The 17,248-nt window shown below is 62.1% G+C and carries 15 protein-coding genes, 1 tRNA gene and 1 riboswitch; of the genes, 12 read left to right on the top strand and 4 right to left on the bottom strand.

Going from position 1 to position 17,248, the window contains the following annotated elements:
• The first annotated feature begins 87 nt into the window (after positions 1-87).
• The gene (locus tag GS_RS02990) at positions 88-789 is read left to right on the top strand and encodes a zinc-dependent peptidase (RefSeq protein WP_235044956.1); all 702 of its coding nucleotides are present in this window, start codon (positions 88-90) and stop codon (positions 787-789) included.
• Here the strand turns inward: GS_RS02990 and GS_RS02995 are convergent.
• From GS_RS02995 to thiD, 4 genes are all read right to left on the bottom strand, one after another.
• Positions 759-1,676, bottom strand: coding sequence for a hypothetical protein (locus GS_RS02995; RefSeq protein ID WP_235044957.1), 918 nt, complete (start codon positions 1,674-1,676; stop codon positions 759-761). The genes GS_RS02990 and GS_RS02995 overlap by 31 nt on opposite strands.
• A 302-nt stretch (positions 1,677-1,978) precedes the next feature.
• Positions 1,979-2,054 (bottom strand) — tRNA-Thr (locus tag GS_RS03000).
• A 146-nt stretch (positions 2,055-2,200) separates the two neighbouring features.
• Positions 2,201-3,511 (bottom strand): phosphomethylpyrimidine synthase ThiC, encoded by a 1,311-nt coding sequence (gene thiC, locus GS_RS03005; RefSeq protein ID WP_010941266.1) that lies wholly within the window; start codon positions 3,509-3,511, stop codon positions 2,201-2,203.
• Between the two features lie 49 nt (positions 3,512-3,560).
• Positions 3,561-5,033, bottom strand: a complete 1,473-nt coding sequence (gene thiD, locus GS_RS03010; RefSeq protein ID WP_010941267.1) for a bifunctional hydroxymethylpyrimidine kinase/phosphomethylpyrimidine kinase — start codon at positions 5,031-5,033, stop codon at positions 3,561-3,563.
• A 66-nt stretch (positions 5,034-5,099) separates the two neighbouring features.
• Positions 5,100-5,201, bottom strand: a riboswitch (TPP riboswitch).
• Positions 5,202-5,323: 122 nt separating this feature from the next.
• Here thiD and alr point away from each other — a divergent pair.
• The 11 genes from alr to GS_RS03065 all read left to right on the top strand — a co-directional run bounded on the left by alr (position 5,324) and on the right by GS_RS03065 (position 17,213).
• Positions 5,324-6,472, top strand: a complete 1,149-nt coding sequence (gene alr, locus GS_RS03015) for an alanine racemase (RefSeq protein ID WP_010941268.1) — start codon at positions 5,324-5,326, stop codon at positions 6,470-6,472.
• A gap of 16 nt (positions 6,473-6,488) precedes the next feature.
• Positions 6,489-7,526, top strand: coding sequence for a selenide, water dikinase SelD (selD, locus tag GS_RS03020; protein ID WP_010941269.1), 1,038 nt, complete (start codon positions 6,489-6,491; stop codon positions 7,524-7,526).
• Positions 7,513-8,793, top strand: a complete 1,281-nt coding sequence (locus GS_RS03025) for an ASKHA domain-containing protein (protein WP_010941270.1) — start codon at positions 7,513-7,515, stop codon at positions 8,791-8,793. The genes selD and GS_RS03025 overlap by 14 nt, the downstream gene beginning before the upstream one ends.
• 52 nt (positions 8,794-8,845) lie before the next feature.
• Positions 8,846-10,411 carry a bifunctional phosphoribosylaminoimidazolecarboxamide formyltransferase/IMP cyclohydrolase gene (gene purH, locus GS_RS03030; RefSeq protein WP_010941271.1) on the top strand — a complete coding sequence of 522 codons (1,566 nt, stop codon included), beginning with the start codon at positions 8,846-8,848 and terminating at the stop codon, positions 10,409-10,411.
• A gap of 28 nt (positions 10,412-10,439) precedes the next feature.
• Positions 10,440-11,711, top strand: coding sequence for a phosphoribosylamine--glycine ligase (purD, locus tag GS_RS03035; protein WP_010941272.1), 1,272 nt, complete (start codon positions 10,440-10,442; stop codon positions 11,709-11,711).
• A 14-nt stretch (positions 11,712-11,725) separates the two neighbouring features.
• Positions 11,726-12,235, top strand: a complete 510-nt coding sequence (gene purE / locus GS_RS03040; protein ID WP_010941273.1) for a 5-(carboxyamino)imidazole ribonucleotide mutase — start codon at positions 11,726-11,728, stop codon at positions 12,233-12,235.
• A gap of 132 nt (positions 12,236-12,367) precedes the next feature.
• Positions 12,368-12,643, top strand: a complete 276-nt coding sequence (locus GS_RS03045; RefSeq protein WP_010941274.1) for a cytochrome c7 — start codon at positions 12,368-12,370, stop codon at positions 12,641-12,643.
• Between the two features lie 198 nt (positions 12,644-12,841).
• Positions 12,842-14,206: a cytochrome c biogenesis protein ResB gene (locus tag GS_RS03050; protein WP_010941275.1), complete on the top strand. Its 1,365-nt coding sequence runs from the start codon at positions 12,842-12,844 to the stop codon at positions 14,204-14,206.
• A 21-nt stretch (positions 14,207-14,227) separates the two neighbouring features.
• On the top strand, positions 14,228-15,079 hold the full coding sequence (ccsB, locus tag GS_RS03055; RefSeq protein WP_010941276.1) for a c-type cytochrome biogenesis protein CcsB: 852 nt from the start codon (positions 14,228-14,230) through the stop codon (positions 15,077-15,079).
• A gap of 272 nt (positions 15,080-15,351) precedes the next feature.
• Positions 15,352-16,206 (top strand): cytochrome c3 family protein, encoded by an 855-nt coding sequence (locus GS_RS03060; RefSeq protein WP_235044958.1) that lies wholly within the window; start codon positions 15,352-15,354, stop codon positions 16,204-16,206.
• A 14-nt stretch (positions 16,207-16,220) separates the two neighbouring features.
• Complete coding sequence (locus tag GS_RS03065) at positions 16,221-17,213, top strand: cytochrome c3 family protein (RefSeq protein ID WP_010941278.1); 993 nt, start codon at positions 16,221-16,223, stop codon at positions 17,211-17,213.
• Positions 17,214-17,248: the final 35 nt, after the last annotated feature.

Below are 17,248 nucleotides of genomic sequence, written 5' to 3' on the forward strand. Positions count from 1 at the left end.
TCTCTGTGGGTGGTGGCGGAGCTAATGGGCCTGTTTGCGCGATGGCGGAGAAAAAGGTTGCGGAGAGGCGGATTCCCGCCCCAATGGTTGAAAATCGTTGAACGCAACGTGCCGTTCTACGGTCGTCTTTGTGTTGACGACCAACAGGAGCTGCTGCGGCATGTGCAGGTATTCGTGGCAGAAAAGAGTTTCGAAGGCTGCAGCGGCATACAGGTAACCGACGAGATAAAGGTTACGGTTGCCGCCCTTGCCTGCCTGCTCATCCTCCATCGACCCGGCGATTACTACCCGTACCTTTCATCGATCGTCATCTACCCCGATGAATACGTCGGCCAGCGGCAGCGCTGGGACGAGGGAGGGGTGGTCACCGAGGGTCCCGAGCCCCGGGTGGGCGAGTCATGGGAGTTGGGGACCGTTGTCCTTTCCTGGAAGGATGTGGTGCTGGACGCCCAGGCACCCGATGACGGGTTCAATGTGGTGTTCCATGAATTCGCTCACCAGCTCGATCACGAGGACCGGCTCACCGATTATGACGGCTTTCTGCCCAATGAACCCGAGCAGTCGCCCTGGCGTGAGATTCTGGAGCGGGAATACCGGCGCCTGATTGACGATGACGAAGCCGGCCGCTGGACGTTTCTCGACCCCTACGGGGCCGAAAGCCCAGCGGAATTTTTCGCAGTGGCGACCGAGAGCTTTTTCGAGATGCCCGGCGAGTTGAAGGCCCGTCATACGGGACTCTACGAATTGTTGCGTTCGTACTACCGCCAGGACCCTGCCGTCTGGGAATAACCCTCGTCAGGTGAAGTCTCCACCACCTCAATTTCGATGTAGTCCGAGAGGTTGGGGTCGCTGGCGCGGCGCAGGGTGACCTCGGTGGAGACAAGTTTCTTGTTGACGTAGGAGTACCCCGACAACACGATGACCTGTGCCGATGTCTTGATGCCGAAAACCTCGGCGGGCGCCGGCATCCCCTCAGCATCCCCAGCCACGATCACGGTCCGGTGAATCTCTTTGAGCTTCCGGTCGAAGAATTGTTCCACCTCCCGCAGTTCTCCCTTTACCGCGTAGAGCACGTTACGCCGCAGAGCCTCATTTTCGCGGATCTGAAACACGCGGGAGCCGGGAAAGCGGCCGGTCCGCGGCTCAGGGGCGGGAATGTCGACGGCGGGAATGATTCGCTGTTTTTTCCATGAGGTGGCAAAACCGGTACTCACGGGGATGTGAAGCTCGTAAACCGCCGCCGTAAGAGGAACAAGAGGTTTGTTGGTCTTGATGTCCCGGACCGTTCCGTCGGAGATTTCAATGGTATCCGGTTCGCCTTCCACCTTTCGCGTCATGGTGATTGCCGCGTCCAGGACGGTCCGATCCCATGCGAAGTCGCCATAGTAGGCGGCCCCGTAGATGCTGATCCCCCGGGAAATCAGGCTTTCATTAAGTTTGCGCACGTTTCTGCTGGTAATTCCCCGGTCTGAGGTGATGGTCACGAGCCGGCGATCTCCCTCTGTGGTAACCGTAATATCCCGGTACTGGAACGAGGGGGAGAAGAGGGGGGCGAGCGTCCGTTCGGCCGGAGAGGCTTCGTGTGCCTCCACCGTCAGGTAATCCTGCGGGGCCGCCGAAACCATTGCCTGCACGGGTGCTGCGAGTAACAACGCGGTACCTGCCGTTGCTGCCATGGCCTGTCTCGCGAAGTGAATGCATCTGTCCAAACGCACGGGGATCTCCTTTCGAGCTGGTTCGCTTCCGTCAATGACACGCATGAAGAGATTCATCCCGCCAGGAAGGAAGACGAACGGTCTGTTTCTGATACTGCCGGAGGATGGGGTGGGTTGCGGATAGTTAGGAATGTCTAATTATACATATCCGCTACTCGATTTCCAGCAAAATGTTTGGCGGGGTGGGGCATCGGCTTTGCTGCGTTCGGGCCGGAAAGCGCAAATGGGGCTGCGGCGTGTGCCGCAGCCCCATTTGTATATGCTGGAGCCACCGATCCGACTTGAACGGACGACCTGCTGATTACGAATCAGCTGCTCTACCGACTGAGCTACGGTGGCCTGTGCTGCAAACTGCATTGTGTCCCTGATCAGGCGGCTGCATTTCATCGGAAGCCGGCGGCCTGCCATGGAATGCATCGTCTGCAATGAAGAGACACCAGTATTTAACCTAACTGGCGGATGGTGTCAATAAGTAATCCCGGTCGCTAGAGGGTTGCCGTCCGCTGCTTTTCCATGGCGTCGTCCATCACCTTGTAAGCACAGAACTCGCCACACATGGTGCAGGCGCCGTGCTCGGCCACGCCCGATTCGTCGCGCATGCGCCGGGCTTTTTCCGGGTCGAGGGCCTGTTCGAATTGACCTTCCCAGTCCAGCTTCTTACGGCATTTAGCCATGGCGATGTCCTTAGCCATGGCCCCCTTTACCCCTTTGGCTATATCGGCGGCATGGGCGGCGATGCGGGAGGCGATGACCCCTTCGCGGACGTCTTCCACGCTCGGCAGTCGCAGGTGCTCGCTCGGTGTCACGTAGCAGAGGAAGTCGGCCCCGGCCGCCGCGGCGATGGCGCCGCCGATCGCGCAGGTGATGTGGTCGTAGCCGGGAGCGATATCGGTTACCAGCGGGCCGAGGACATAAAAGGGAGCGCCGTGGCAGAGTCGCTTCTGGAGGAGAATGTTCGCTTCGATCTGGTTGAGCGGCACGTGCCCGGGGCCTTCGATCATGACCTGAACCCCGACGTCCTGAGCCCGCTGGGTCAGCTCGCCCAGAAGGATCAGCTCGTGGATCTGGGCCCGGTCAGTGGCATCCGCGAGGCAGCCGGGGCGGAAGCCGTCCCCCAGCGACAGGGTCATGTCATATGCCTTGACGATGTCGAGCAGCCGGTCAAAGTGCTCGAAGAGAGGGTTTTCGGCGTTGTTGTAGGTCATCCACTCCACGGTGAAGGCGCCGCCGCGGGAAACCACGTCCATGATGCGCCCCTCGTTCTTCATGCGCTCGACCGTGGCGCGGGTCACGCCGCAGTGGACGGTTATGAAGTCGACTCCGTCCTCGGCATGCTTGATGATCCCCTCGAAGATATCGTCCACGGTCATGTCGACGATGGCCTTTTTCTTGGTCCTGACCGCATCAAGGGCCGCCTGGTAGAGGGGGACGCTGCCGATGCAGGCATTCGTCTCGGCGATGATCGCGCGGCGGATTTCGTCCACCGGTCCGCCGGTGGAGAGATCCATGATGGCGTCGGCACCGTGGCGAACCGCCACCCGGGCCTTCTCAAGCTCCTTGGTGATATCCGTGTCGTCGGCGGAGGTGCCGATGTTTGCGTTGACCTTGGTCCGTAGCCCTGTGCCCACGGCCAGGGGGCGGCCGTTGTGATGCTTGTTGTTGTGGCAGATGATGATGGTCCCGTCGGCAATGCCCGCCTTGATGAATTCGGGCGATACCCCTTCGGCCAGGGCGGCCTCTTTCATCTTGTCGGTGATGATTCCGTTGCGGGCGTATTCCAGTTGCGTCATAGCCATGTGTCGATACTCCTTGGTCGTTATCCGGGTGATTTCTGCCGGTCCCCGATCACCGGTCCCTGACGTCCTCCGCGGCGAGGATATGGTTGACCGGTCCGTGTCCGCGTCCCAAGGGCTGGGCAAGGCGGATGGCAGCGGTGATGTAACGTTTGGCCCGGGCGATGGCTTCGCGCAGGGGGTCGCCCTGGGCCAGATAGGTGGCAATGGCCGAGGCGAAGGTACAGCCGGTGCCGTGGGTGTTTTTCGAGAGGATTCGCGGTGAGACGAAGCGGTGGAAGGCTGCCCCGTCGAAGAGGATGTCCACCGAGTCGCCGGCCAGCAGGTGGCCGCCCTTGAGAAGAACGTTGCGTGCCCCCAGCCGGTGCAGGCGGCGGGCCGCCTCCCGCATCGATTCTTCGTCGGAGATGTTTGCACCGGTGAGCCGCTCGGCCTCGGGTATATTGGGGGTAACGAGGTAGGCGAGGGGAAAGAGCCGCTCCTTGAGCACGCTTACCGCTCCGCGGTCGATCAGGTTCGCCCCCCCCTTGGCCACCATAACGGGATCGACCACTACCATTCGCCGCCGGTACTCGGTAAGCTTCGCGGCGATTGCGACGATGGTTTCCGCCGAGAAGAGCATGCCGGTCTTGACCACATCCACGGGAATGTCGGAGAAGACCGCGTCGAGCTGGTCGGCAACGAACGCCGGCGGTACGCCGTGGATGCCGCTGACCCCCCGGGTGTTCTGGGCTGTCAGGGCCGTGAGGACCGACGAGCCATAGCTCCCGAGCAGGGTGACGGTTTTCAGGTCTGCCTGGATGCCCGCGCCTCCCCCCGAATCGCTGCCGGCCACGGTGAGGACGGAGCCGCGCGGAAACGGTGCGCGCCGGTTGAAGAGCAGTGCTATCTCGGTGGCCGCCAGGGCCGGATCGGGATGGGACAGAACCGCCGATATGACTGCCACGGCATCGGCACCGGCATCAATGACGCTGGCGCCGTTATCGCGGGTAATGCCGCCGATGGCGACAATGGGGATGCTGATGGAACTCCGGATGGCCGCGAGCAGCTCCGATCCGGCCACATGCTCGACCTCCTTACTCCGGGAGGGGAACATGGCGCCGAGGCCGATGTAGTCCACCCCGGCCGCCTGGGCCTCCAAGGCTTCGCTCAGGGTGTGGGTGGACACGCCGATGATCTTGCCGGGGCCGAGAACGCGTCGCGCTTCGCGGGGATCGCCGTCACCCTGGCCCAGGTGAAGCCCGTCGGCCTTGAGGCTCACGGCCATCTCCAGGTCGTCGTTCACGATGAAGGGGATGCTCCGCCTGCGGCACAGCTCCCGCAGCTCCAGGCCGAGGGCGAGCCGGCTCTCCCGGTCCTGATTCTTGTTGCGGTACTGGACCACTCGGGCGCCGCCGTCGATGGCCGCCTCAACCCGCGGGATGAGGTTGTCGTCGTGATCGGTCACCAGGTAGAGCCCCCGGATGACCGAGTCGTGCTTGTCCCGGTTTATGACGAGCCGAAGCGTGTGACCGTTAGAGGCCATGAAAGGAAATCTCCTCAAAAAAAAACCGCGACGGCAAAGTCGCGGTTCCAGAAAAGACGTACGGATGATTGTTTCTGGCCGCTTCCCTACGCCGGTATAAACCGGATCAGGTTCAAAGGGTTCGGGCGTTGCCCGTCTCAGTTCCCAAGAACTCCCCCAGCAGACTATGGTGTAAACAAAGCTAAACGATAATCCCCCACAAGTCAACGGAATTAACATGGATTTGCCGGGCGGGAAGGCGCAGGTTTTCATCCTTTACAGGCGGGGTGAGAAGTGGTACCTAAAGGGGCATGGACAGCCGGCCCACCATTGCTGAAGTCGATCTCGCCGCCCTCCGCCACAACTACGACCTTGTCGTCCGTACGATTCCCCGGGGGTGCGGAATCCTGGCGGTAGTCAAGGCCGACGCCTACGGCCACGGTTTCATGGATATCGCCCGCGAGTTGGAGACACTGGGAGTGACTGCCTTCGGCGTTGCCTTTCTGGCCGAGGGAATTCAACTGCGCAAGAGCGGAATCGATCGTCCCGTCCTGATCCTGGGAGGGGTTTATCCCGGCCAGGAACGCAAGTGTGTCGGGTTCAATCTGTCCACGGCCCTGTTCAGCCTGGAGCAGGCGCGGGTTCTGGACGATGCGGCCGGTCGCCTGTATCGCCGGGCCAGGGTCCATGCGAAGATCGATACCGGCATGGGGCGCCTCGGCATCCCCCACGAGGAGGCGTCGGCCTTTTTTAGCGCCCTGCGGGAGTTGAAGCACCTGGACCTGGAGGGGATCATCTCCCACTTCGCCTCCGCCGACGAACTCGACGAGGATGGCCGGCGCTACTCCGATCTCCAGGCGAGCCGGTTTGCCGCGGCGGTCGCGGCGGCCCGCCACGAGGGGTTCGAGCCTCGCTATGTCCATATCGCCAACAGCGCGGCCGCCTTCGGGATGGACCTGCCGTTCTGCAACCTCGTCCGGCCCGGCATCGTCCTCTACGGCGCGCTCCCTTCCGGCGACTTCGAGGGGAAGATGGCGCTCAAGCCCATCATGCGCCTGCGCAGTTCCATCGCCATGCTCAAATGGGTGGAACCGGGCACAAGCATCAGCTACGCCCGCCGCTTCACCGCTCCCGACCGGCGACTCGTGGCCAGTATTCCGGTTGGCTACGCAGACGGCTACAGCCGTTCTCTCACCAACCGTGGGGAGGTTGTCGTGCGCGGCCGGCGCGCTCCGGTCGTGGGCACCGTCTGCATGGACTGGATCATGGCCGACGTGACCCACGTCTCCGGCGTGACCGTTGGCGACGAGGTGACGCTTCTGGGGTGCGACCAGGAGGGAAACTGCGTCCGTGCCGAAGAACTTGCCGAGTGGGCCGGTACCATCCCCTACGAAATTTTCTGCGGCATCAGCAAGCGGGTGCCGCGCGTCTACCTCAACCCGTCGATCAGGCACAGGTGAGAGAAGGGAAACTCCGATGACCGAAGGCATCAAGCTGACATCGCTCGTCAAAGCAGCCGGCTGAGCGGCCAAGCTGGGCCCGGCGGGCCTGGAACAAGCGCTGAGCGACATGGTTCGGGAAGACGATCCGAATCTGCTGGTGGGGCCGGAAACCGCCGACGACGCGGGGGTGTACCGGATAGGGGAGGGGCTCGCCCTGGTGGAGACGGTGGACATCATCACCCCACTGGTGGATGATCCCTACACCTTCGGCCGGATCGCGGCGGCCAATGCCCTGTCGGATGTCTTCGCCATGGGCGGCCGGCCGGTCACGGCCATGAACCTCGTCTTCTTCCCGGCGTGCGCGCTACCGGGGTCGGTCCTTTCCGCCATTCTGGCCGGCGGGCACGACGCCCTGCGCGAGGCGGGGGCCTGTCTCGTGGGCGGCCATACGGTGGAGGACGACGAGCTCAAGTACGGCCTGGCCGTGACCGGACTCATCAGTCCGTCGCGCGTGGTGCGCAATGCCACTGCACGTGCCGGGGACCGGCTGGTGCTCACCAAGCCGCTCGGCACCGGCATCGTCTCGACGGCAATCAAGGCCGACATGGCACCGGCTGCGCTCACGGCCGAAGCCGTCCGCTGGATGACCATGCTGAACGCCGAAGCCGCGGGGCTCATGCTCGAGTGCGGGGCCTCCGCCTGTACCGACGTGACCGGTTTCGGCCTGGTCGGACACGCCTGCGAGGTGGCTCGGGGGGCAGGAGTGACCCTGCGTCTTCACCTGGAACAGGTGCCGGTGCTGGACGGCGTCATGGGCCTGGTGGCCGACGGGCTCGTGCCGGCCGGCTGCTATCGCAACAGGGATCACTATGCACCCTTTGTCGGCGCGCCCCGCAGCGACGACGACCGGCTTCTTCCCCTCTTCGATCCCCAGACATCGGGGGGGCTCCTCCTGTCCTTGTCTCCGTCCTCCGCCGGCCGGTTCCTCGCTGCGGCCGGCGACCGGGGGCTGTTTGCCCTGGAGGTGGGGGAGGTCCTCCCCGCCGGGGAGTGCGCCGTTGACATCGTCTGACTCCAACGTTGATCCAGGCCTCGGCATTGCCGTTGACCTGGGCACCACTACCCTTGCCGCTTCGCTGGTCGATCTTTCATCCGGGGAAAGACTGGCTTCCGCCGGGTCTCTGAACCCCCAGCGGGAATTCGGCGCCGACGTGGTCTCGCGGCTCGATGCCGCCTGTCGTTCCGGTGAGGCACTGCAACGCATGGCCGCGCTGGTCAGGGAGGAGTTGTACCGCCTCGCGGCCCGTCTGCTCGACAGCGCCGGCGAGGCACGGGACCGCCTGCGCATGGTGGCTGTGGCCGGCAATCCCGCCATGGAACACCTCCTGCTCGGACTACCCGTTGTCCGGCTGGCATACCCCCCCTACCGCCCGCTGTTCTCGACCTCCACGCATATTTCCGCGGCAGACCTGGGGTGGGACCTGTCCGGCCGGGTCGCGCTCTTCCCGCTGCCGGGCGGCTTTGTGGGCGGCGATACGGTAGCCTTCTTGTTCGGTGTTCCCGATGTGTGTGCCCCGTGCCCTGGTCCCCGTCTGTTTCTGGACATGGGAACCAATGGCGAGATGGTTCTCCAGTGCGGTGATGTGCTGCTGGGCACATCGGCCGCCGCCGGTCCCGCCTTCGAGGGGGGAGGGCTCGCCTGCGGCATGGCTGCCCTGCCGGGGGCCGTGAACGGCATCATCCGGGATGGAGACCGCGTGCGCGTCACGACGATCGGAGGCGGCCAGCCCCTCGGTATCTGCGGTTCTGCGGTGCTGGACACGGTTGCGCTTCTTCTGGAAGAGGGGCTTCTGGACTCCACCGGCCGCCTTCTGCCGCCGGAAGAGATCGCGTCACCTGTCGGCGCCCGCATGGGAACGGTGGGCGGGGAGCCCGCGTTCATTCTTCATCGGGATGCGGCGCGGACCATCTATCTCTCCCAGGGGGATATCCGCCAGGTGCAGCTCGCCAAGGGGGCAATCCGCGCCGGCATGGAGGTCCTGTGCGAACGGGCCCGCATCCGGTGTGAGGATATTGAAGAGGTTGTCCTGACCGGCTCTTTCGGCGCGGTTCTCTCACCCCGGAGCCTAAAATTCATTGGAATTTTCACGGAAAAGATGGTACAAACGACCCGTTTCGTCCGGGAGGGTGCCTTGGCCGGTGCCGAAAGGGCACTGACCGCCCCGGAGGGGTTCGAGGCCGTTGACCGACTGGCCCGGGCGCTCCGGGTCATCCCCCTCTCGGGTACGCCTGCCTTCGAGAAACACTTTCTGAAGCACATCGACTTCCCGTCTCGCTAACATCCGCCACGGAGCTCCGTGGTGATCTCAGCTCATGTCAAAGGGGTAAACCATGGCAAAGATAACACGTGCGCTCATCAGCGTCTCGGACAAGACCGGCATCCTTGATTTCGCCCGGGAACTGGCCGGCTACGGCGTGGAGATCCTCTCCACCGGCGGTACCGCAAAGCTTCTCCGCGACGCGGGACTCGCGGTCAAGGACGTCTCCGATTTTACCGGCTTTCCGGAGATGCTCGACGGCCGGGTCAAGACGCTTCACCCCAAGGTCCACGGGGGCCTTCTGGGAATGCGCTCCAACCCAGACCATGTGGCAACCATGAAGGCGCACGGCATCGAGCCCATCGACTTGGTGGTGGTGAACCTCTACCCCTTCGAGGCCACCGTGGCCAAGCCCGAATGCACCCTGGAAGATGCCATCGAGAACATCGATATCGGCGGTCCCACCATGCTCCGCTCCGCGGCCAAGAACAACGCCGACGTGACCGTGCTCGTGGATCCGGCGGACTATCGGCCGGTTCTCGATGAAATGAAGGCATCCGGCGGCGCCGTGTCCCGGGAGACCAACTTTTGCCTGGCGGTGAAAGTCTACCAGCACACTGCAGCCTATGACGGCGCCATTTCCAACTGGCTCGGCGCCCGGACCGGCGAAGGGATCGCCGCCTATCCCGACACCGTCACGCTTCAGTTCAGAAAGGCCCAGGAGATGCGCTACGGCGAGAACCCCCACCAGGGTGCCGCCTTCTATGTGGAGCGCCAGGTGAAGGAAGCGTCCGTCGCCACGGCCCGCCAGCTCCAGGGCAAGGAGCTTTCCTACAACAACATCGCCGACACCGACGCGGCCCTGGAGTGCGTGAAGCAGTTTGCCGAAGGCCCCGCCTGCGTCATCGTAAAGCATGCCAACCCCTGCGGCGTGGCCGTGGGCGGGACGTTGCTGGAGGCCTACGACCGGGCCTATGCCACCGATCCCGAGTCGGCCTTCGGGGGCATCATCGCCTTCAACCGGGAACTGGACGCCGACACGGCGCGGGCAATCTGCGACCGCCAGTTCGTGGAGGTCATCATCGCTCCCGCCGTATCGCCGGAGGCCACGGAAGTTGTTGCCGCCAAGAAGAACGTGCGTCTCCTGGAGTGCGGCACCTGGCCGGAGAAGCAACAGCCGCGCCTCGACCTGAAGCGGGTGAACGGCGGCATCCTGGTGCAGGACACCGATCTCGACCTGTACGCCGAACTGAAGGTCGTGACCAAGCGGCAGCCCACGGAGCAGGAGATGAAGGACCTGCTCTTTGCCTGGCGCGTGGCCAAGTTCGTCAAGTCCAACGCCATTGTCTACGGCAAGGGCAATATGACCATCGGCGTGGGGGCCGGCCAGATGAGCCGGGTCAACTCGGCCCGCATCGCCGCCATCAAGGCCGAGCACGCGGGGCTTGAGGTGAAGGGGGCCGTTATGGCGTCCGATGCCTTCTTCCCCTTCCGCGACGGCATCGACAACGCGGCTGCCGTGGGCATCACCGCGGTTATCCAGCCGGGCGGCAGCATGCGCGACGCTGAGGTGATCGCCGCCGCCGACGAGCACGGCATGGCGATGGTATTCACCGGCATGAGGCATTTCAGACACTGAGACAGGGAACGATCACGGGGAGGAACCCATGAAGGTACTGGTAATCGGAGGGGGGGGCAGGGAGCACGCCCTGGTCTGGAAAATCGCCCAGTCACCCCTGGTAAGCAAGGTGTACTGCGCGCCGGGCAACCCCGGCATCGGCCTTATCGCCGAGAACGTGTCCCTGGCGGTGGATGACCTGGACGGGCTCGCCGCCTTTGCGACGGAACAGTCTATCGACCTCACCGTGGTGGGGCCGGAACTACCTCTTTCCCTCGGCATCGTTGACCGGTTCGAGGAAAAGGGGCTACTGATCTTCGGCGCCCGCCGGAATGCCGCCATCATCGAAGCGAGCAAGGCGTTTTCGAAAGACCTGATGAAAAAGTATCAGGTACCCACCGCCGCCTATGACGTCTTTACCGAGGTGGAGCCGGCCGTGGCTTTCATCGACCGGGTAGGGGTGCCCATCGTCGTCAAGGCGGACGGGCTGGCCGCCGGCAAAGGGGTTATCATCGCCCATACCCGTGAGGAAGCCGTTGGCGCCGTGATGGACATGCTGTCGGGCAACGCCTTCGGCGATGCCGGTTCGCGGGTGGTCATCGAAGAGTTTCTCACCGGGGAGGAGGCATCGTTTCTCGCCTTCACCGACGGCAAGAACATCATTCCCCTGGCCAGCGCCCAGGACCACAAGGCGGTCTTTGACGGCGACACGGGACCCAATACCGGCGGCATGGGCGCCTATTCACCCGCGCCGGTAGTCACCCCTGCCATTCATGATAAGGTCATGGCCGAGGTGATGCGCCGGACCGTGGACGGCATGGCTGCCGAGGGGCGTCCTTATCGCGGGGTGCTGTATGCCGGTCTCATGATCAACGGTGACCAGGTGAAAACCCTCGAGTTCAACGCGCGCTTCGGCGACCCAGAGTGCCAGCCGCTGCTCATGCGGATGAAGTCGGACATCGTGCCCGTGCTCCTTGCGGTTGCCCGTGGCGACCTGTCGGGCATTGAGCTCGAATGGCATGACATGGCTGCCGTCTGTGTCGTCATGGCTTCCGGGGGGTATCCCGCCGATTACCGCAAGGGAGACGAGATCCGGGGGCTGGAGGATGCGGCTCGCATGGAGGATCTGTTCGTGTTCCACGCCGGCACATCCCGGAAAAACGGCCGTATCGTCACCAGCGGGGGGCGGGTGCTTGGGGTTACTGCCCTTGGCGCTACGGTGGGTGAGGCCATTGATCGCGCCTACCGGGGCGTTGCGGCAATCTCATGGGACGGCGTCCACTACCGCAAAGACATCGGCGCCAAGGCGCTCACACGTTGACAGGGGAGGTCGCGATGGAAAACCCGCAGGTACTCATCATTATGGGAAGTGATTCGGACGTTCCCGTCATGGAAGAAGCGGCAAAGGCCCTTGATGCTTTCGGCGTGACCTGGGAAATGCGAGTGGCGTCGGCCCACCGTTCGCCGAAAAAAGCGGCAGATCTCGCCTCGAACGCGGCCGCGCGCGGCGTGAAGGCGATCATCGCCGGTGCCGGCGTGGCTGCCCACCTTGCGGGGGTCCTCGCCGCCGAGACTATTCTGCCGGTTATCGCGGTACCAATGCCGGGAGGGGCGCTCAACGGCGTTGATGCCCTGTACTCCATGGTGCAGATGCCTGGCGGGATTCCGGTGGCTACTATGGCCATCGGCAAGGCAGGAGCCAAAAATGCCGGGCTGTTCGCGGTGCAGATCCTGGCCCTCGGGGATGCCGCCATGGCCGGCAGGCTCGTGGAATACAAGGCGAGTATGGCGGAAGAGGTGGAGGCCAAGGATCGGGCCCTTCAGGTCAAGTTGGGCCGCGCGTAGCCCGGCTAGATTAACTTGCTGTAATCGTGCGGGTTTGACGCGGCTTCCGGCAGCTTTCCACTTGACAAAATCTGCATGTGCTGTATAAAAGGTTGCGTTTTCATCAACCTGTTAGAAAGGGGTAAGAATCACATGAAAAAGGTTATTGCTTCTCTCGCGCTGTCCGTATTCTGCGCCGGCCTCGCCTTTGCCGCCGACGACATCGTCCTCAAGGCCAAGAACGGTGATGTGAAGTTCCCGCACAAGGCCCACCAGAAGGCTGTTCCCGACTGTAAGAAGTGCCACGAGAAAGGCCCGGGCAAGATCGAGGGCTTCGGCAAAGAGATGGCTCATGGCAAGGGCTGCAAGGGGTGCCACGAAGAAATGAAGAAGGGGCCGACGAAGTGCGGCGAGTGCCACAAGAAGTAATGATGATTTGACGTTACTTCACTGAGGTGCACCGAAGGGATAACAGAACTTACTGTTATCCCTTTTTCTTGACCGCTAAAATAATTAAATTAAATTAACTGTTTGTTTTTTCCGGATATTTTTGTTTATAATCGTCTCTGCCCTGGTCGGGGATCTGGCATTGACGACCATAATCCTAAACATTGCGGGAGCGTTACCTTGACAACCAGCGATCGCGGCTTCTTGCAGGCACTGTGGGATTTCTTCTGTTCCCTCAAGTTGGCAATCTTCCTTCTCATTCTTCTAGCGGCAACGTCCATCATCGGTACGATCATTCCGCAGCAGAATCCGCTTCCCCCCGAGTACATCGCGGCCATAGGCGGCACGGGAAGCATGAAGTTCAAGGTCTACTCGACCCTTGGCTTCTTTGATATGTACCACTCCTGGTGGTTCATTCTCCTGCTCTATCTGTTCACGGTCAACATCGTAGCCTGTTCCATCAAGCGGCTGCCCCGGGTATGGAAAACCATTTCCGAGCCGACGCTCGTCATGGACGAGGGCTTTGAGCGGACCCTGACGCTCACCCATGACTTCAAGAAAGAGGGTGATGCGGCTGACCTGAACGAGAAGATGAAGGCTTTCCTCAAGAGCGAGTTCGCCGAGCCGGTGGTGACCGAGCGGGACGGAGAGTTCCACCTCTTCGCCCAGAAGTCGCCGTACAGCAGGCTGGGTGTTTATGTCGTGCACCTGAGCATCGTCATCATATTCATCGGTGCCCTGCTCGGATCGTTCTTCGGGTACAAGGCCTATGTGAATATCGTGGAAGGCTCGGGAGCCTCTACGGTCATGTCTCGCAAGGGCGTGCCGATTGATCTCGGCTTTACGGTTAAGTGTGAGGATTTTTCGGTTTCGTTTTACGACACCGGGGCCCCAAAAGAATTCAAGAGTCTCCTCACCGTCATCGACGGCGGCAAGGTGGTCATCGACAAACGCCCTGTCATCGTGAACGAGCCGCTGACCTACAAGGGGATAACGTTTTACCAGTCGAGCTACGGCCCTGCGGATGAAGGCGGCCTCTATCACCTCACCGTGCGCGAGCGCAAGGGAGGAGCTCCCGTACGGCTATCTCTGTCCATGGGAGAGCGGAAGGTCCTGCCCGACGGCTCCGCAGTCCAGCTCCTGGAGGCTACTGACGAAATCGGGCGCTTCATTCCCCAGTTCCGGGGCCCGGCGGTGCGGGTCGCTGTGGAGCCCAAGAGCGGCGAGCCCCAGGCGTTCATCGTGTTCCAGAACTATCCGGAATTCGACGTCCAGCGTGGAGCGGACCATATCTTCACGTATGAAGGGGCCGATCTCAAGATGTTCACCGGACTTCAGGTCGCCAAAGACCCGGGTGTCTGGGTAGTGTGGCTGGGATGCACCCTGATGGTGGTTGGCTGTTGCATGGCCTTCTTCATGTCCCACAAGCGGATCTGGATACGGGTTCGCAAGGGGCATGTGACCCTCGGCGGCACCGCCAACAAGAACCAGCCGGGATTCCAACTCGCCTTCGACACCCTTGTCGATAAACTGAAAACTCTGTAAGTACGGGCGGAGGATTGACTAATGACCAGTTCCATGCTGTTCAACATCACGACGTTCACCTACCTGGTCTCCATGCTCGCTTTTTTTGCCTTCCTGGCGAGCAGGAACCGTCACCTGGGGATGGCGGGGAGTCTCATTTCCTATTTTGGCTTCTTCGTCCACACGGCTGCCATTCTGCTCCGCTGGAAGGAGTCCTATGACATCGGGCACGGCCACGCTCCCCTGTCGAATCTCTACGAGTCGGTGGTTTTCTTTGCCTGGACCATCGTTCTCATCTTCGGCATCATTGACCTGAAGTACAAGTACCGGGTCGTGGGCGCGTTCGTCATGCCCTTTGCGCTCCTCGGCATGGCCTGGGCCCAGCTGACGCTCAACAGCGGCATCGAGCCTCTTGTCCCGGCGCTCCAGAGCAACTGGCTGCTCTATCACGTCGTCACCTGCTTCCTGGGGTATGCCGCCTTTGCCGTTGCCTGCGGCATCTCCATCATGTATCTGATCAAGGCGGGGAAAGAGGACTCATCCCAATCGGCACAGGCCGGCGGAATCATCTCGATGTTTCCCCCTACGAAGATCCTTGATGATCTCAACTACAAGGCGATCATGATCGGGTTCCCGCTGCTCACGCTCGGTATAATCACCGGCGCAGCATGGGCCAACTACGCCTGGGGTACCTACTGGAGCTGGGACCCGAAAGAGACCTGGTCGCTGATCGTCTGGTTCGTTTATGCCGCATTCCTGCATGCCCGCTTTACCCGCGGGTGGGTCGGGAAGCGCGCCGCCATCCTTTCCATTGTCGGATTCGCGGCCACTATCTTCTGCTACCTCGGTGTGAACCTTCTTCTCTCCGGTCTCCACAGTTACGGAGGAGGGTAGGCCTTCTGTTGGCAATGCTCTTGCATCATGTGCAGGGCATGCCTGACAATTTCTCCCGACATCCCCTCATCGCTTCGGCGCCCGCATGGGCGCCGAAGTTCGTGCGTTCCGCCATGAAAGCGTTGCTGGCCGGCAGTGTTTGTCGCCTTCTGGCCGTTTCCCTCGTTATGTCAGCCACTTCCCTTTGGTCGGCGCCTATACCCGGCATCCCTGACGGATGCGCCACGCGTTGTCACAGGAGCAAGGCCCGCGATGGCGTAGTGCATGGGCCGGTGGCCTCCGATGATTGCATCGCCTGTCACAATCCCGTCGGCGCGGCGGTCCACCCCAAGCAGCAGGGGGCGTTCCGGCCCGTGGCGAAAGGTGCTGCCCTCTGCCAGACCTGCCATGAAAGCATGGCATCGAAGAGGGTGGTTCATCCCCCGGTTGGCGGAGGAGAGTGCCTCTCCTGCCATGACCCTCACCAGTCGGCCAATCCGTCACTTCTCAAGGCGCGCGGTGCTGCGCTCTGCTTCGGTTGCCACGATGCCGCTGCCTTTTCCGTCCGCCATGGCCATCTGCCCGTCACCACCGGCGAATGCCTGAAGTGCCACGACCCCCATCAGTCAGACTCCCCGAGGCTTCTCCGCGGGAGCGGGGCGGCTCTTTGTTTCCGGTGCCATGACGAAAAAATGGCAGCGGGCCGGTCAATTCACCAACCCGTGGCGCGGGGAGAGTGCTGCGACTGTCATAACCCGCACGGGTCCTCCTTCCCGAAGCTTCTGCGGAATGCCTATCCCGAGGCGCTGTACCTGAGCTACGAGCAGAATGACTTTGCCCTCTGTTTCACGTGCCACTCCCGCCAGATGGCCGACGACCGCCGCACGGATACCCTCACCGGCTTCCGCAACGGTGACAATAATCTGCACTATCTGCACATCAACAAACCCGACAAGGGGCGTTCGTGCAAGACCTGCCACGACGCCCATGCGGCGCCGCAGCAGCGGCTTGTCAAAGAGCGGATTCCCGGCTTCGGCAGTTGGGACATACCCATCCGATACACAAAGACGGATACCGGCGGCACCTGCGTTGTGGGGTGCCACAAGCCGAAATCCTACGACAGGCTCCGCGCGGTGAGCAACCCGTAGCGGCTGGAGGATACATGCTGGGGAAAGGACTATGGCTGGCCGTCTGTGCCGTGATACTGCTGGGCACGCCGGCGACGGCGGGCACAATCGCCTTTGTGGCGCCGACGCCGAATACCTGGGTCGGCCGATCGGACCATCTGGTTCTCAAGCTGAACAATCCCGAAATCACCGCTGTCCGCATTAATGTCAATGGTGTTGTCGGCGATATGCTGGCTATCTCGTCGCCCGAGTACCGCAAGGCCTTCCAGGATTTTCTCATCGTGCAGCCCCTCTGGGATCAGGGCCGCAATGAAGTCTCCGTGGAGGCGTATGCCGGCAAGGAGCGGGTCGAGACCGCCGTAGCGTCCGTCTATTACGCTCCTGGCAGGGATGGTGCGACGGTGCCGCCTGAGTTCAAGCCGTTTGTCTTCCATGTGGCCGATACGGAGAGCAGGTGTGCCGGTTGCCACAACATGGAACCGAGCCCGGCCCAGCTTCTGAGCACCCAGGAGCGGGAAAACCCCTGTTTCGGCTGCCATCGCGGCATGCTCAAGGTGGCGTTTGTCCATGGCCCGGCCGGGACTTACTCCTGCGTCTATTGTCACAAGGAAAAGGCATCCCCGAAATATTCGGTGCCCAAGCGCGACAGTGCGCTCTGTGTCGAGTGCCACGAGGACAAGTCAACGGATTTCGCCAAGCGGAAATACGTTCACGGCCCCATTGCCGGCGGCATGTGCGAGGTCTGTCATGATCCCCACGGCAGCGCCAACCGGGCCCAGTTGCGGATGCCGATCAACACGCTCTGTCTTTCCTGCCATGAGACCGTTGCCAGGAGGCCCCATATCCTGAGGACCCCGTCGGGAGAGGGACACCCGGTAAGCGGCAGGAAAGACCCCTCTGCGTCAGCCTCGGGGCGCGATATGTCGTGCATATCATGCCACAATCCCCATGCGGCGGATGTGCGTTATTTCTTTGTGAATAACGCGGAAGAACGCATGGCATTGTGCCAGATGTGCCATAACAAGTAGACTGGGGCTGGCGGCGTACGATTGCCGGACTATTC

It is taken from the genome of Geobacter sulfurreducens PCA, from assembly GCF_000007985.2.
GTDB lineage: Bacteria > Desulfobacterota > Desulfuromonadia > Geobacterales > Geobacteraceae > Geobacter > Geobacter sulfurreducens.

Excerpts from the sequence above, each read along its gene's own strand:
- GS_RS02995 (WP_235044957.1), bottom strand. The coding sequence starts at position 1,676 with ATGGCAGCAACGGCAGGTACCGCGTTGTTACTCGCAGCACCCGTGCAG.
- thiC (WP_010941266.1), bottom strand. The coding sequence starts at position 3,511 with ATGGCTATGACGCAACTGGAATACGCCCGCAACGGAATCATCACCGAC.
- thiD (WP_010941267.1), bottom strand. The coding sequence starts at position 5,033 with ATGGCCTCTAACGGTCACACGCTTCGGCTCGTCATAAACCGGGACAAG.
- alr (WP_010941268.1), top strand. The coding sequence starts at position 5,324 with ATGGACAGCCGGCCCACCATTGCTGAAGTCGATCTCGCCGCCCTCCGC.
- purH (WP_010941271.1), top strand. The coding sequence starts at position 8,846 with ATGGCAAAGATAACACGTGCGCTCATCAGCGTCTCGGACAAGACCGGC.
- purD (WP_010941272.1), top strand. The coding sequence starts at position 10,440 with ATGAAGGTACTGGTAATCGGAGGGGGGGGCAGGGAGCACGCCCTGGTC.
- purE (WP_010941273.1), top strand. The coding sequence starts at position 11,726 with ATGGAAAACCCGCAGGTACTCATCATTATGGGAAGTGATTCGGACGTT.
- GS_RS03045 (WP_010941274.1), top strand. The coding sequence starts at position 12,368 with ATGAAAAAGGTTATTGCTTCTCTCGCGCTGTCCGTATTCTGCGCCGGC.
- ccsB (WP_010941276.1), top strand. The coding sequence starts at position 14,228 with ATGACCAGTTCCATGCTGTTCAACATCACGACGTTCACCTACCTGGTC.
- GS_RS03065 (WP_010941278.1), top strand. The coding sequence starts at position 16,221 with ATGCTGGGGAAAGGACTATGGCTGGCCGTCTGTGCCGTGATACTGCTG.